General features: G+C 70.1%; 18 protein-coding genes. 17 read left to right on the plus strand and 1 reads right to left on the minus strand.

Features of this window, described 5'->3' with window-relative positions; translation table 11 throughout:
• The first annotated feature begins 29 nt into the window (after positions 1-29).
• The 13 genes from IPH07_25050 to IPH07_25110 all read left to right on the plus strand — a co-directional run bounded on the left by IPH07_25050 (position 30) and on the right by IPH07_25110 (position 8394).
• Positions 30-1934 carry a hypothetical protein gene (locus IPH07_25050; protein MBK6920690.1) on the plus strand — a complete coding sequence of 635 codons (1905 nt, stop codon included), beginning with the start codon at positions 30-32 and terminating at the stop codon, positions 1932-1934.
• 10 nt (positions 1935-1944) lie between these two features.
• A complete protein-coding gene (locus IPH07_25055; GenBank protein MBK6920691.1) occupies positions 1945-2379 on the plus strand; it encodes a hypothetical protein in 435 nt (144 codons plus the stop codon).
• A 44-nt stretch (positions 2380-2423) separates the two neighbouring features.
• Entirely contained in the window at positions 2424-3113 is a 690-nt protein-coding gene (locus IPH07_25060) for an N-acetylmuramoyl-L-alanine amidase (protein MBK6920692.1), read from the plus strand.
• A 254-nt stretch (positions 3114-3367) separates the two neighbouring features.
• A complete protein-coding gene (locus IPH07_25065; protein MBK6920693.1) occupies positions 3368-3952 on the plus strand; it encodes a hypothetical protein in 585 nt (194 codons plus the stop codon).
• Positions 3953-4074: 122 nt separating this feature from the next.
• The gene (locus tag IPH07_25070; protein ID MBK6920694.1) at positions 4075-4344 is read left to right on the plus strand and encodes a hypothetical protein; all 270 of its coding nucleotides are present in this window, start codon (positions 4075-4077) and stop codon (positions 4342-4344) included.
• A gap of 71 nt (positions 4345-4415) precedes the next feature.
• Complete coding sequence (locus IPH07_25075; GenBank protein MBK6920695.1) at positions 4416-4610, plus strand: hypothetical protein; 195 nt, start codon at positions 4416-4418, stop codon at positions 4608-4610.
• The gene (locus IPH07_25080) at positions 4607-4894 is read left to right on the plus strand and encodes a hypothetical protein (protein MBK6920696.1); all 288 of its coding nucleotides are present in this window, start codon (positions 4607-4609) and stop codon (positions 4892-4894) included. Before IPH07_25075 ends, IPH07_25080 begins: the two co-directional genes overlap by 4 nt.
• A gap of 109 nt (positions 4895-5003) precedes the next feature.
• Positions 5004-5621, plus strand: coding sequence for a hypothetical protein (locus IPH07_25085; protein MBK6920697.1), 618 nt, complete (start codon positions 5004-5006; stop codon positions 5619-5621).
• Positions 5622-5819: 198 nt separating this feature from the next.
• Entirely contained in the window at positions 5820-6737 is a 918-nt protein-coding gene (locus tag IPH07_25090; protein ID MBK6920698.1) for an amidoligase family protein, read from the plus strand.
• Between the two features lie 106 nt (positions 6738-6843).
• Positions 6844-7284: a gamma-glutamylcyclotransferase gene (locus IPH07_25095; protein MBK6920699.1), complete on the plus strand. Its 441-nt coding sequence runs from the start codon at positions 6844-6846 to the stop codon at positions 7282-7284.
• Positions 7281-7679 (plus strand): gamma-glutamylcyclotransferase, encoded by a 399-nt coding sequence (locus tag IPH07_25100; protein MBK6920700.1) that lies wholly within the window; start codon positions 7281-7283, stop codon positions 7677-7679. Before IPH07_25095 ends, IPH07_25100 begins: the two co-directional genes overlap by 4 nt.
• A gap of 8 nt (positions 7680-7687) precedes the next feature.
• The gene (locus IPH07_25105) at positions 7688-7918 is read left to right on the plus strand and encodes a hypothetical protein (GenBank protein MBK6920701.1); all 231 of its coding nucleotides are present in this window, start codon (positions 7688-7690) and stop codon (positions 7916-7918) included.
• Between the two features lie 173 nt (positions 7919-8091).
• Complete coding sequence (locus IPH07_25110) at positions 8092-8394, plus strand: hypothetical protein (GenBank protein ID MBK6920702.1); 303 nt, start codon at positions 8092-8094, stop codon at positions 8392-8394.
• Positions 8395-8451: 57 nt separating this feature from the next.
• On the opposite strand, the gene IPH07_25115 is transcribed toward IPH07_25110, so the two are convergent.
• Positions 8452-9129: a cation transporter gene (locus IPH07_25115; GenBank protein MBK6920703.1), complete on the minus strand. Its 678-nt coding sequence runs from the start codon at positions 9127-9129 to the stop codon at positions 8452-8454.
• 169 nt (positions 9130-9298) lie between these two features.
• On the opposite strand from IPH07_25115, the gene IPH07_25120 reads away from it, so the two are divergent.
• From IPH07_25120 to IPH07_25135, 4 genes are all read left to right on the plus strand, one after another.
• Positions 9299-9646 (plus strand): BlaI/MecI/CopY family transcriptional regulator, encoded by a 348-nt coding sequence (locus IPH07_25120; protein MBK6920704.1) that lies wholly within the window; start codon positions 9299-9301, stop codon positions 9644-9646.
• The gene (locus IPH07_25125) at positions 9643-10665 is read left to right on the plus strand and encodes a hypothetical protein (GenBank protein ID MBK6920705.1); all 1023 of its coding nucleotides are present in this window, start codon (positions 9643-9645) and stop codon (positions 10663-10665) included. Before IPH07_25120 ends, IPH07_25125 begins: the two co-directional genes overlap by 4 nt.
• A 245-nt stretch (positions 10666-10910) precedes the next feature.
• On the plus strand, positions 10911-12113 hold the full coding sequence (locus tag IPH07_25130; protein ID MBK6920706.1) for a TolC family protein: 1203 nt from the start codon (positions 10911-10913) through the stop codon (positions 12111-12113).
• Positions 12110-13276: an efflux RND transporter periplasmic adaptor subunit gene (locus tag IPH07_25135; protein ID MBK6920707.1), complete on the plus strand. Its 1167-nt coding sequence runs from the start codon at positions 12110-12112 to the stop codon at positions 13274-13276. Before IPH07_25130 ends, IPH07_25135 begins: the two co-directional genes overlap by 4 nt.
• The last annotated feature ends 10 nt before the right edge of the window (positions 13277-13286 follow it).

Raw genomic sequence — 13286 nt, forward strand, 5'->3', positions numbered from 1 at the left:
GAGGGCCCCGTGCGCTCCGAGGCAAGGACATGGCCGATCGCGTCGACTTCTACTTCCGCCAGCGCGTCACCGAGGCCGAGCTCGACCTCGCGTTCGCCTTGCTCGAGAAGGCCGACCGGGACCTCGCCGCGGACCTGAACATCTACGGCATCGTCGCGGGTGCCGTCCCGGCCCCGCACTCGCCGGTGCCCGACCTGACGGTGGACCTGACCGCGCCGGCGCGCGCGTACGACAACCTCGGCCAGCGCATGTTCTTCGGCACAGGCCAGACGGTGGACTGCGCCGTCGACCTCGTGGGCATCCCGACCGACGTTGCGACGGTCGGCAACGAGCGCTGGCTCGGCATCTTCCTCCGCTTCAAGCGGCTGCTCTCCGACCCCCGCACGGACGGCAACTCGCAGCAGGTGTTCTTCCGGCGTGACGAGTCGTTCGAGCTCGTGGTCCGTCAGGCGCCCGAGGGCGCCATCGGCGTCGCGCCCAAGGCGGCGCTGCAGGCCGACGAGCTGCTGCTCTGCGACGTGCGGCGACGCCCCGGGCAGACGCAGATCCTCGTCGCCGACCTCGACACCTCGCGACGGCAGGCCTTCATCTTCGCGCAGGGCTCCTCGGTCTCCGTCGTGACGGGGGCTTGGAGCATCCTCGCCCCGCTCGCGGCTACGGTGCAGGCCTCGCTCGACGAGGTGGACGCGGAGCTGCGCGACCACTTCACCGCGGCGGCACGCCGGCACGCCGCGACCGCCGTCGACTACGTTGCGCACGGCTTCGTCGGCGCCGCCAATGTGCAGGCGGCCATCGACGAGGTCGTCGACGACCTCACGACCGGCGCCGTGGGCTCGTCCGGTGCCACCCGCGTCGGCGTCGACGCGTCGGCCGGTGCTCCGAACGCGCTGGCCGCTGGCACCGTGAAGACGCAGCTCGCCGCGCTCCTCGGCTTCCTGAACACGCACGTGAGCGCCGCGGCCGGAGCGCACGCAGCCAGCGCCATCGCCGCGACGGCGCACAACAACATCGCGGGCATCAACGTGCAGTCGCAGCTGCAGGAGATCGTCACCGACCTCCTTGCGACGGGCGCCTCGGCTCCGGGCGCGGGCCTCGTGGGCGTCGACGCCATCGCCGGCGCGCCCACGGCCATCGGTGCGGGCACGCTGCGAGCGGCTCTCGTGACGCTGCTCGGCGGCCTCAACGGCCACGTGAACCAGGCCGCGGGCGCTCACGCGGCGTCGGCCATCTCCGTCGCCGACGCCGGCAACAACCTCAACGCTGTGAACGTCGAGACCTCGCTCGCCGAGATCCTGGACGCCGTCGAGGGCGACCACTTCCGCGGCAACGAGGCGAACCCCGGCCAGCACCGAACGATCCGGCAGCCCGCGCTCGGCGGATCGAAGGCGCTCATCCTCGACTCGAATGCGTCGGGCACCGCGCCTACGCACCTGCGCATCTACGCGGACAGCGACTCCGTCTGGTTCACGCTGAACGCCTCGTGGAACGGCGCCGGCTGGACGCGCGACAGCACGCTCTACAACTCGGCGGCCTTCCGCTTCGGCCGCAACTCGCTCGAGTTCCTCCACGACTTCAACAACGAGGCGACGTTCACGACGTGGGATCGCTCGTGGAATCTGCCCATGAGCAGCACCACGAACTCGGCGTTCGAGCTGACGGGCAGCGTCCAGGAGGTTGGCCGACTCGGCATGGAGTACTCGAATGCCGACACGGCGACGCGCACGCTCGCGGGCGGCGGCGCGACCAACTTCCGCAACCGCTTCCCGGCGTCACCGTCGTCGATCACGTTCTCGTCGCTCAGTCAGTCGAGCGGCTTCTCGGGGAACCCGTCGACGTTCACCGTCGATCGCGATGGGTTCGGCTACTTCAGCTACCAGACCATCCCCGCGCTCGGGACGGTCTGGTGGTTCGGCACGTACACGGCGGTCGCCTGAGGAGGCCTCGATGTCGATCCACGAGCTGAACGCCACCGAGGTCCTTCAACGCTGCGGCAAGTGCGCCGCCGAGAACCGCATCGTGCTCGACTCGCTCGAGGTCGGAGTCGCGCGCGACGACCAGGCCGACGCGGCCGTTGTGCCGCTCCCCGCGTGCCCCACGTGTCGCTCGACAGAGTTCCTGCTTCGGTCGCCGGATGCCGAGCCCGCACACCCAGCGCCGGGCAGCTTCGGACACCTCCATCGCATGCTCGTCGACGAGGTCCACGCCGAGCTGGTGAAGCGCAAGAAGGTCATCCCGCCGCTCAAGGACAAGCAAGGGCGAGTCGACGCGAAGCTCGCCAAGCCGGTCGCGGCCGAGGACGTCGCGCGCTGGTTCCCGCGGGGGCTGAAGATCGAAACGCGTCTCCCCGAGGCCGCCCGCGTGAAGGAGCCCGGGCAGTGAGCGGGCTCGTCGTTCGCGGCGTCGCGACCAGCGCGCCGGACAGCGTGCGCGTCCGGACCTTCCTCGAGGACGGCACCGCGCGCTTCGTATCGAAGGGCAAGCGAACGCGCGCGACCGAGCTCGTCATCCACGAGACCGTCACGCGCAGCGTCGATTCGACGATCGCCGTGCTGAAGAAGCGAGGGCTCAGCGTGCATCTCGTCCTCGGGCCGGACGGCGAACTGACCCAGCACGGCGACCTCGCGTCCGAGGTGCTCTGGCACGCCGGACCCGTGCACAACGGCCCGTCCTTCGGTGTCGAGGTCGTGAACCCGTACTACCCGCGGCTGCTCCGCAAGGGCCTCCCGTGGGAGCGGAGCATCAAGGCGCCGTGGGCACACGAGGGGCAGTATGTCCTGCCAACGCCTGCGCAGGCGGAAGCGGTCGCCGCCCTGGTGCGCTGGGCTACGAGTGCGCCGGCGCCGGGCCTCGAGGTCCCGCGCCGCTGGCCGGGGCTGCGTGCCGGGAACTTCCAGCTCGGGCCGCTCGCCGAGGCAAGCAAGGCGCTGCCCGGCGTGCTCGCGCACCACTACTTCGGACACGCCGACGGCGCGTGGCTGGTCCTCTACGCATGGCTGCGTCTCGAGGCCGGGCTCGCTCCGAACGTCGCGTTCGAGGAGGCGGTACGGCGCGCGACGGGCGTGCGGCGCGCCGCTGACGTTCGAGACCTGCTTCCCGCCACGCCCGTGGCCTGACGACGAGGAGAACGACATGAACGAGTTCAGCACCATCGCGACGTGGCTTCAGGCGACCGGCCCTTACGGGCTCGTGGCGGTCCTCGGCTGGGCCTTCTGGCGCATCAACGAGAAGAAGGACGCCGCGCTGCGCGAGCTGTTCGACAAGGTCGCGGAGATGGGCCGCGCGCGCAGACGGAGGCCGTCACCAAGGTCGAGGCCGCGCTCGTCGCGCTCAAGGACGCGATCGAGGACCTGCACGACAAGGCGGCGTGATGAACGCGCAGGCCTCGCCCGCGCGTCGCTTCGTCGACGAGGTCACGCTCCGGGCCGCCGCCGTCGAGGCGGCGCGCTTCGCCTGTAACGGAGCCGCAGGCCGCGTGCTCGGCGACCCAGTGTTCGAGCTCGTCACCGAGCGGCGCAACCGCTGGAAGGGCTACTCGGCCTGCGGCGATCTCGCGCACTACGTGCTCCGGGAGCTGGGCTTCCGTGATGAGCGCATCCTCAACCGCGACGACGACGGCGGCCGCGCGCCGTGGCAGAGCGGCACGAACCTCTCGCGGCTCGTCTTCGCGACCGGCGACGCGTTCGTCTGGGCGAAGCGCGACCTGCGACCGAGGCCCGGCGACATCCTGTACCTCGCACCGCCCGAGCATGTCTGCGTGCTCGAGCGACTCGACGAGCAGCACGGCCGCATGGCGACCTTCGACTACGGGCTCTGGGACAACACGGTGAACAAGCCCGCGGGACGCGCCCGCGAGACGAGCTTCGGCGTCGGTGCCACCGCGCTCCGGGTCGGAGCCCGCGTGCTGCGCGGGTGGCTCGATCTGGCGAGGCTCCCCGAACTTCTGGCGAGGTAACGCGCAGTTCCGCGAGCGAGGTCGATTCTCGCTTCTTCGCCTTGGATAGCCCGCAGAAGGAAGCCTGTATGTCCCTCGCGAACGGGGCGCATTCACGGACCACCCCGAAGCGGAGCACGACGATGAAGGTGAGCGAGCTGATCGAGCTGCTGCAGGACCAGGACCCCGACGCCGAGGTGATGATCATGAGCCAGGAGAACTGGCCCTTCGAGAACGCCGTCGCCGGCGTCGCGGTGCGCGAGGAGTTCGTCGACGACGACGAGGACTGCGACGACGACGAGCGCGAGGAGCCCCGGTACGAGAAGGGCACCGCGCCGAACGACGTCTTCCTCGTCGAGGGCCAGCAGCTTCGCTACGGCTCGAAGGCCGCGTGGCGAGTCGCCTCGCGCTGAGTGGAGCAGGGAGGTCGATTCTTCGCGGAACGACCTTGCTAGCCCCGCGAACGGAAGCCTGTATGTCCCGCATGAAGCGCGAGCGATCAGCCAGCGACAGCAAGGTCATCGAGGACATCGCGAAGCAGCATCTCGGGCTCTCGACGCTCGAGACGCGCCGCTCGGACAGCCTCGACTTCCACGACCTCGCGGTGTGGCAGCTGCGCGCAGCGCTCGAGGCCGCGTACCGGGCGGGACTCGCCGCCGCGAAGAAGGAGGAGCGATGAAGGTCATCGGCGCAACAACGACGTACGTCGGTAGCGAGATCCCGGGGCTCAACGGACAGCGCGTGCGCATCTTCGGCGTGATGCGCGGCGCCCTGCGCCCCGACGTGAACGTCGACGCGGACGACTACTTCCTCACGGACGACGAGGTCCTCGCACGACTCGGCGGCGTGACGAAACTCGATCGCCTCGACGTCGCCCACCTGCGCGCGGACGGGAGCGCGAGCTTCGTGCACTGCGACCCGCGCGCGATCGACCTCGAGTGCTTCGCCGACTTGAAGGACTGACGACGACCTGACCGACAGAGCGCTCCATCGCGGAGCGCAGCCCGACACGCGAGCCAGGGCGCGCGCGTGAAGGGTGACGTGTACCCGGCGCCCGACGAGGAGATGGACCATGAGCAACCGAAACAAGCGAACCAGGAACGAGCTCGAGCGACTGCGCCTGCCGGAGCTGCAGGCGCGCTTCCACGAGGTGGTGGGCGAGACGTCGCGGAGCCCGAACAGGAAGTTCCTCATCCGGCGCATCGAGGAGACGCTCGCCGCCCGAGCGGAGCAGCCGGCCGCGCCCGAGAGCCCGCCGCCCGCGGTCGACACGCCCGCCGAGGAGAGCGCCGCGTCGGACGCGAGCGCGGCCACGGCGACGCACGTGAGGGGGCGCTTCACGTCGATGAGCATCGAGGAGCTGCAGGCGAAGTACCTCGAGGCGGTCGGCCGCGCGACGGGCAGCGACGACCGCCGCTACCTCAGCTGGAAGATCCGCGAGGCCGAGAAGGGCCGCATCCCGGTCGGCCCGCGCAAGACGCGCGAGCGCAACGGCGAGCCCGTCGACGTGAAGATCCTCCCGCTGCGACTCGAGGCCGAGGTCGTCGAGCGCATGGACGAGGCGTGGCGCACGCGCGGCATCAAGAACCGCATGGAGTTCTTCCGCCGCGCGCTCGGCCACTACCTCTCGCACCTGGGCGCCGAGGAGGCCGCCGCGCTCTTCACGAATGCGGGCGCAGCCAGCGCGTGAAGGGCAGCGAGATCCGGGGGGCGTCGCGGTGGCCTGACGGCCGCGACGCCCCAAGTTCGCGGAAGGTCGCGCCTATTCCAAGTGCCTGAAAAGACCTCGGAAATCGACGTGTTCGGCCTTGCTAGGGGCGCGAACGGAAGCCTGTATGTCCTCACGCGACGGGCACTGGGCCCCGCGCGAAACGCGAGGACGACGACGATGAAGACGCTGCGATTCGGGATCGAGATCGAGACGGTGGGCCTGAGCCGCGAGAAGCTCGCCCGCGCCATCCACAGCGTGGTCGGGGGCACGGTCGCCGACGAGTACCGCAGCTGGCGCATCACCGACGCGCGCGGGCGCCGCTGGCAGGTGGTCCCGGACGGCTCGCTGAGCGGCGGCGAGAACAGCGGCGAGATCGTCTCGCCGGTCCTCGGCTACGACGACATCGACGAGCTGCAGAACGTCGTCCGGGCGGTGCGCACCGCGGGCGCGAAGGCCGACCCCTCGACGGGCATCCACATCCACATCGACGGCAGCCGCTTCGACGCCAAGAGCGTCACGAACCTGGTGAAGCTGGTGCACAAGCAGGAGCGCCTCCTCGAGCACGCGCTCGGGGTCAGCGAGACACGCCTGAGCCGCTACTGCCGCCCGATCGACGCGAGCTTCATCGAGCGCCTCGAAGCGCGGCGCCCGAAGACGATGCAGGAGGTGAGCGACGCCTGGTACGGGTACCGGAACACGAGCCCGCAGCGCTACGACCAGACGCGCTACCACGGGCTCAACCTCAACAGCCTCTTCTTCCGCGGCACGATCGAGCTGCGCTACTTCAACGGGACGCTGCACGCGGGCGAGGTGAAGGCCTACGTGCAGCTGGCGCTCGCGATGGCGGCGAAGGCCCTCGGCTCGAAGGCCGCGTCGAGCAAGCGCCGCGAGTTCAACCCCGCGACCGCCAAGTACGACTTCCGGGTGGTGCTCCTGCACCTCGGGCTCATCGGCGACGAGTTCAAGACCGCGCGCCTGCACCTCACCAAGAAGCTCGCGGGCTCGGCGGCCTGGAAGGGCGAGCGCCGCGACCGCCGCCCGGCCGCGAGCGCCCCGGCGAGCGAGGAGGTGGGCGATGCCCGAGCAGCAGCGTGAGGGCCGCGGGGCCGGCCACGACGCCGGCCCTGGACTCGGCCGCCAACGGAAGCGATGGATGACTACGGCGGGCCTCGGCCCGCGGCGAGATGAGAAGATGGGACAGGTGCTCTACTTCGCGTACGGCTCGAACCTCGACGACGAGCAGATGCGCTCGCGGTGCGCGAGCGCGCAGCCCGTGGCGCGCGCCGTGCTGCCCAACTACGCGCTCGCCTTCGGCGGCTTCAGCCACCGCTGGGACGGGGCGGTCGCGAGCGTCGTGCGGGCCCGCGGCGCCCGCGTCGAGGGGCTCCTCTACCGCCTCGACGACGCGGACCTCCGCGCGCTCGATCGCTTCGAGGGCCACCCGTTCGCCTACGAGCGCGTCGTGAAGCTGGTGCTCGACGAGCACGGGCAACGCCGCCGCGCGACGACGTACCTGCAGCCCGAGGACGGGTTCGAGCCCTGGGCGCCGCAGCCCGGCTACTTCCGCGTCCTGTGGCGCGCGTACGCCCGCCTGGGCTTCGACGTCGCGCCCCTGGCCACCGCAGCGGGGGTGGAGCCATGAACGCGCCCAAGGGCCAGCGTGGCGCGCCCACGCGCGTCTTCGTCTACGGGACGCTCCTCGCGGGCGAGCCGAACCACCGACTCCTCACGGGCGCCCGGCTCGTCGCGGAGGCGAGGACCAAGCCGGCGTTCGAGCTGCGCGACCTCGGCGCGTTCCCCGGGCTCGTGCGCGGTGGCGAGCACGCGGTGGCCGGCGAGGTGTATGAGGTCGACGCGGCGACGCTCGCCGCGCTCGACCGGCTCGAAGGGCACCCGCGCTTCTATCGGCGCACGCGCATCGCCCTCGAGGACGGCGCCGCCGTCGAGACCTACCTCCTCGCGCCCGAGCAGGTCGAAGGTCGCCCCGTCATCGACTCGGGCAGCTGGCGAGCGCGCCGGAAGGAGACCGCAGCATGAAGATCGTGATGAGAGACGGGCGCGTGTTCCAAGGCACCGCCCTGCAGATCGTGAAGGCGATGCAGGACATCGCGTTCGGGGTCGAGGACTTCACGGTGCCGAAGTACATCGAGTGGGTGATCGCCAACGCGCGCAAGTTCGAGGAGGTCGAGCTCGACGTGAAGGGCGAGACCGACGAGGAGCTGGCCGCGTCGCTCGTCGCCGAGATGCTCCGCACCGGGCTCACGCGGCGGATGTAGGCCATCGGCCTCCGTCGGCTCGGCGGCCCGAAGGGCGCGGAACCTCGCGGCTATTCCAACCGCTCGAAAAGACATCGGAAACCGACGTTCTTGGCCTTGCTAGGGGCGCGAACCGAAGCCTGTATGTCCCTCGCAACGGGCGACGAGCCGCCCTGCAGAACGCGAGGACGACGATGCGGACCACGAGCCAGAACACGCAGACGACGAAGACGGTGAGCCAGGGCGAGAGCCGCTACGGGACGGCCGAGCCGCAGATCGAGATCCGGCTCCCGAAGGGTACGAACCACCGCCTGGTGAGCGCCGCACTCCACAAGCTCGCCGCCGACGTCGAGTTGGCCGCGCCCGAGCGGGAGCGGTGGATCGTCCAGACCGAGAGCTTCTACGATGCCCGCGGCCGCGTGTACCTCGAGCTGGCCGACGCGACGCCCGCCGAGGCCGAGCGGGGGATGGCGCTCCTCAAGAAGCTGGTCGGTTGAGGGACGCGGCGCGGCCGGCGCGAATAGCCGCTTCTCCCACAAAGCGGCAATTCGACCTCAGCAGCAAGCCTTGCCGTTCCAGGCCTCCCGTCCTTCGCGCGCGACGAGGCCCGCGATGACGAGCGCGGCGACGGGATCGGCCCACCACCACCCGAGCAGGCCGTTGAGCCCCACGCCGACGAGCGCGGCGACGGACAACCACCAGCACGCGGTCGTCTGGAACGCGTCGGCTTCGAGGGCCTCGCTCCCAAGCTCGTGAGCAAGCTTCCGCTTGGCGCGCGCGAGCCAGAGCATCACCGCGATCGAGAGCGCGAGGAGCGCCACGCCCACCGGGCTGAACGTCGGCTTGTTGCCGGTCCAGAGGGTCTGTGCCGCGTCGAAAGTGATGTACGCGGCGAGGAGGAAGAGCGAGCCCGCGACGAGCCGGCGCGCGCGCTGCTCGATGGCCTCAAGGCGCTCACCGCTCATCCGGTGGTCGCGCTCGGCGCGTAGGCGCCAGATCATCACGAGCGCCGACGCGCACTCGACGAAGCTGTCGATGCCGAAGCCGAGGATGGCGACGCTACCCGCGATCAGCGCCGCGGTCACCGCAACGATGCCCTCGACGACGTTCCAGCCGACGGTCAAGTACTCGAGCCGCAGCGCACGGTTCACCGACTCCGGCCGGAGGTCAGGTTCCGATGCGGCGCAGGCCGTGTGGCATCCGCAGGACGTGGGCTGGGCGATGGTCTCCATGGTGCTCCGATCTGGCCGGAGTTGAGGTCGCACTCGACATCGGCCGGATTCGCAACTACTATAGCGGTTAGTAGATGAGAAGCCACCTCAGGAGCCAGCCGTGACGTTCCGCCTTCGCTCAGGGAAGAAGGGCCTCGAACTCCGTCTTCACGACCTCGAGGCGACCATCATGGACGTGGTTTGGGGCAAGCACCTCTCGTCTTTCGCGGTCGGCGATGTGCTCGCCATCCTCGAGAAGCAGCGGGACATCGCCTACACCACGGTGATGACGACCGTGACGCGGCTGTACGAGAAGGGGATCCTCGAGCGCGAGCGCGACGGAAAGCGCTACCTCTACTCTCCGAAGCTCACGCGCGAGGAGTTCATGGAGTCCACTGCGCGTGAGGTGCTGGACGAAGCGGTCGGTGGGCACCAAGCGATGGTGATGCTCGCAGAGAAGGTCTCGGAGGCCTCTGCTGGCGAGCTCGACGACCTCGAGGCGCTCATCCAGAAGCGACGAGAGGAGCTCGACGCGTGATCGAGGCGACCTTTCCGCTGCTCGGCACGGCGTTCGTCGTGCTCATCGTGCTCCCTGCGTTCGCGCTGCTCGCCAAGGCGGGCCTCGTGATGCTCGAGCGCGACGAGGTGGGAGGGCCGCTTCATGGACTCAACCTGCGCTACGTGCTCCTGACAGGCTCGAGCGTGCTCCCGCTCGCGTGGCTTCTTTCGGCGGGCCTCCACCAGGCCGAAACGGGCAAGTCCGCGCTGGCATGCCTGTTCGATCACGACACGGCTGAGCTGTGCTTCGAGCCGGGCTTCTTCGCGCTCGTACTCGCTGCCGCCGTTCTCGCCTCGTCGCTGGGTGTGATCCGGAACCATCGAGGTGCGCGCTCGTCGTCCTCGGACGCCGGCCGCGCGCTCCTGGTCCGCATCACGCGCATCGTCGCGAGCGACCCGGCGCTTGCGTGCCTCGTTGGCCGCGTCGTCGTCACCGATGACAAGGCCTTCGCTCTCGGCACACATGGCCTGCTTAGGCCGCGCGTGTTCATCGAGACGACCTTCGCCGCCCGGCTCTCCGACGACATGCTCTCGAGCGCGCTCGGGCACGAAGCCGAGCATGTTCGCGCGCTCGACCCGCTTCGCTACCTGCTCCTCCAGGTCGCGCTCGCCGTGAACCCGTTCGGGCGGTTTCTGCTGGAGCCGCACTCCGCTCGGTGGCAGGCCGCGCGCGAGGCCCACTGCGACCGTGAGGCGGTCATCCACGGGGCAGCCCCGCTCCCGCTCGCAGATGCGATCGTCAGAGCTGCGCGCCCGGCTTCTCGCGAGGTCGTTGCGCTCGGCGCGAGCGACACCGCGGTACTCAAGTTCCGGATCGGAATGCTGCTCGCCTTCGCCGAGCGCACGCCAGCGCGCTGCTGCCACCAGGGTCCCTCGGCCTTCCCGGTGGCGTTCGTTCTCCTGCTCATCGCGCTGCTCCTGCCGCACCAGACCGGCACCGCAGCGCTCGATGTGCTCCACACGGGCGCGGAGCACGCGCTCACCTACTTCTGGCGCTGAGGAACTCGATGACTCGATCGCACCGCACACGCTTGCCCTCAACTACTATCACGCCTAGTAACAGCGCAGTCGCCGTGGCGTTTTCGCTCCTCGTCGGCGCGTGCGCCCACGCAGCTCCGACGAGGAGCGCCGTCGACGCTCGCGAGGCGCCGCCGCCTCATCTTCGCGGACCTGCTGACGGTGGCGCCGATCCCGGTCACGCCGAGCAAAGCGATCCCCTGCCGGATCCCTCCGCTGGAAGCGAGGTGTCGCTCGGCGGCATCTTGGCGTTCGCCGATCAGCGGTCGCCCGTACTCACGGTCGCGCGAAGCACACGTTCGCGCGCCGAGGCGGCACGTGTGGCCGCGTCAATCCTCCTACCCACGAACCCCGAAGTGTCGGTCGCCGCAGGCCCGCGCTTCGGTCTCTCCGGCACAGGCGTCGATGTCGACGTTACGCTCATGCAGCAGATCCAGATCGCGGGTGAACGGGGCGCGCGTATCGACGCCGCGGCAGCCCTTCGGGACCTCACCGACGCCGAGATCGAACAGATCCGCTGGGCCGTGCACTGCGACGTTCACGCCGCCTTTCATCGAGCCCTCGTCGAGCAGGAGCGCGCACGGCTCGCCGAGCGCGTCGTGACCTTTCAGCAGGAGGTGCTGCGGGTGGTCGAGCGGCAGATCTCGGCGGGCGAGGCTGCGCCGCTGGCTCTCCGGCTTGCACAAGCCGAGGTAGCTCAAGCGCAGCAGGTCCTCGTAGCAGCGCAGCAGGCTCTTCTGGCGTCGCGCATTCGCCTCGGCCAGCTGTCCGGATGGCCCGTCGCTTCCCCACCAATGCCAGCTGGAGCCGTGGACAGCCCGCGAGACCCGCCGCCTCTCGAACGCCTCAGCGCGGTCGCTCGTGAGCGCCTCCCAAGTCTCCGCGCCGGTGCCGCCCGGATCCGAGAGGCTGAGGCGCGATCGACGCTCGCGGATCGTGAAGCTTGGCCGCGTCCCTCGCTCGGCGTGCAGTACCGCCGCGAGGGCAATCCAACGAGCGAGGGCGCCTACGACATCGTCATGGGCGTGGTCTCGATTCCCATCCCGAGTTTCCAGCTGAACCAGGGCGAGCGGGCACGGGCGCGCGCCGACGTGACCGTGGCTGAGGCCGAGCTCGACGCTTCACGTCGCCTGCTCGACGGGCAGATCGCGGAGGCCCGAAGCGAAGTCGTCGCCGCGGCGGCGCGCACGCGGGCGTACGGGACGGAGATCCTTCCGCGCTTCGAGGAGAACCTCACGCTGCTGCGCCGCTCCTTCGAGCTTGGCGAGATCGACATCCTCGCGCTCTCCACCGGGCGCGAACGCTTCCTGCGCATCCAGAGCGACGCACTCGGGGCGCAGCAGGACTACTTCGTCGCGTTGGCCGGACTCGAGCGGGTCGTCGGCGTCGACCTTTGGCGCGATGACCACCACGAGGAGAGCACCCCATGAACCGCACGCTTCTAGCTTCCTTCCTAATCGCCCTGCTGACCTCGGCCTGCAACAAGGGCGGCGGCAACGATGGGCACGCCGAGGAAGGCGGGCACGCCGAAGAGGCCGGCCATCGCGAAGGCGAGCATGAGAACGAGGTGCATCTCTCCGCCGAGGCGCTCGAGCGTGCCGGCATCCGTCTCGCCGCCGCGGAGCGCCGCGCGCTGACGGGTGGCGTCGCCATCCCGGCCGAAGTCCAGTTCGAGCCGAGCAGCACGGCACATGTCGGCCCGCTCGTCCCCGGACGCATCACGCGCGTCTTGGTCGCGCTCGGCGACGCCGTGCGACGCGGGCAGCTCCTCGGCGTGGTCGCATCGAGTGATGTGTCGACAGCGCGCGCTCGACTCGACCAGGCTCGCGCACGACTGACCGCAGCCGAGTCCACGCTCCGTCGTCAGCAGCAGCTCTCGACGGAGGGGATCGGCGCGCAGCGGTCGCTCATCGATGCGGAGGCTCAGGTCGGCGAGCTGCGCGCCGAGGTCGAAGGACTGCGGCGCCAGCTCTCCGTGTTCGGCTCCGGGAGCGCGGGTGAGCTCGCACTGACCGCCCCCATCGACGGTGTGGTGGTCGCGGTTCACGGAACACTCGGGGAGACCGCGACGCCCGACCAACCCGTGTTCATCGTAACTGACCCGACGAAGGTCTGGGTGCGGGGCAACGTGCCGGAGCTGGAGTTGGCGCGAGTGCAGGTGGGTTCGGCTGCTGTCGTTCGCCTTCACGCGTTTCCCGACGCCATGATGCCGGGCACCATCACGTACGTCGCGCCCGCGCTCGACGAGCGCACTCGCTCATTACCCGTACGCGTGACGCTGCAAGCACCCGACGCGCGCCTCCGCAGCGGGCTCTTCGGCAGCATCGAGTTGGTGGGCGGGAGCGCCGACGAGCGCGTGCTCGTCGTTCCGGCCGACGCCGTCGCGACCCTCGACGGGCAGACCGTCGTCTTCGTTCCCGCCGACGAACCGAACAGCTTTCGGCCTCAGCCCGTTGCGCTCGGGCGACGCGCAGGCGGCTTCTTCGAGGTCCGCTCGGGGCTCGATGAAGGTGCACGTCTGTGCGTCAGCGGCGCATTCACACTGAAGAGCGCCCTACGCAGCGGCGAGCTCTCCGAAGGCCACGAGCACTGAGGGACTCGCC

It is taken from the genome of Deltaproteobacteria bacterium, from assembly GCA_016709225.1.
Taxonomy (GTDB): domain Bacteria; phylum Myxococcota_A; class Polyangia; order Nannocystales; family Nannocystaceae; genus Xiheibacterium; species Xiheibacterium phototrophicum.

Coding starts and splice junctions, on each gene's coding strand:
- IPH07_25075 (MBK6920695.1), top strand. CDS start 4,416: ATGAAGCGCGAGCGATCAGCCAGCGACAGCAAGGTCATCGAGGACATC.
- IPH07_25115 (MBK6920703.1), bottom strand. CDS start 9,129: ATGGAGACCATCGCCCAGCCCACGTCCTGCGGATGCCACACGGCCTGC.
- IPH07_25120 (MBK6920704.1), top strand. CDS start 9,299: ATGGACGTGGTTTGGGGCAAGCACCTCTCGTCTTTCGCGGTCGGCGAT.
- IPH07_25055 (MBK6920691.1), top strand. CDS start 1,945: ATGTCGATCCACGAGCTGAACGCCACCGAGGTCCTTCAACGCTGCGGC.
- IPH07_25135 (MBK6920707.1), top strand. CDS start 12,110: ATGAACCGCACGCTTCTAGCTTCCTTCCTAATCGCCCTGCTGACCTCG.
- IPH07_25050 (MBK6920690.1), top strand. CDS start 30: ATGGCCGATCGCGTCGACTTCTACTTCCGCCAGCGCGTCACCGAGGCC.
- IPH07_25070 (MBK6920694.1), top strand. CDS start 4,075: ATGAAGGTGAGCGAGCTGATCGAGCTGCTGCAGGACCAGGACCCCGAC.
- IPH07_25105 (MBK6920701.1), top strand. CDS start 7,688: ATGAGAGACGGGCGCGTGTTCCAAGGCACCGCCCTGCAGATCGTGAAG.
- IPH07_25085 (MBK6920697.1), top strand. CDS start 5,004: ATGAGCAACCGAAACAAGCGAACCAGGAACGAGCTCGAGCGACTGCGC.
- IPH07_25090 (MBK6920698.1), top strand. CDS start 5,820: ATGAAGACGCTGCGATTCGGGATCGAGATCGAGACGGTGGGCCTGAGC.
- IPH07_25100 (MBK6920700.1), top strand. CDS start 7,281: ATGAACGCGCCCAAGGGCCAGCGTGGCGCGCCCACGCGCGTCTTCGTC.
- IPH07_25110 (MBK6920702.1), top strand. CDS start 8,092: ATGCGGACCACGAGCCAGAACACGCAGACGACGAAGACGGTGAGCCAG.
- IPH07_25080 (MBK6920696.1), top strand. CDS start 4,607: ATGAAGGTCATCGGCGCAACAACGACGTACGTCGGTAGCGAGATCCCG.
- IPH07_25065 (MBK6920693.1), top strand. CDS start 3,368: ATGAACGCGCAGGCCTCGCCCGCGCGTCGCTTCGTCGACGAGGTCACG.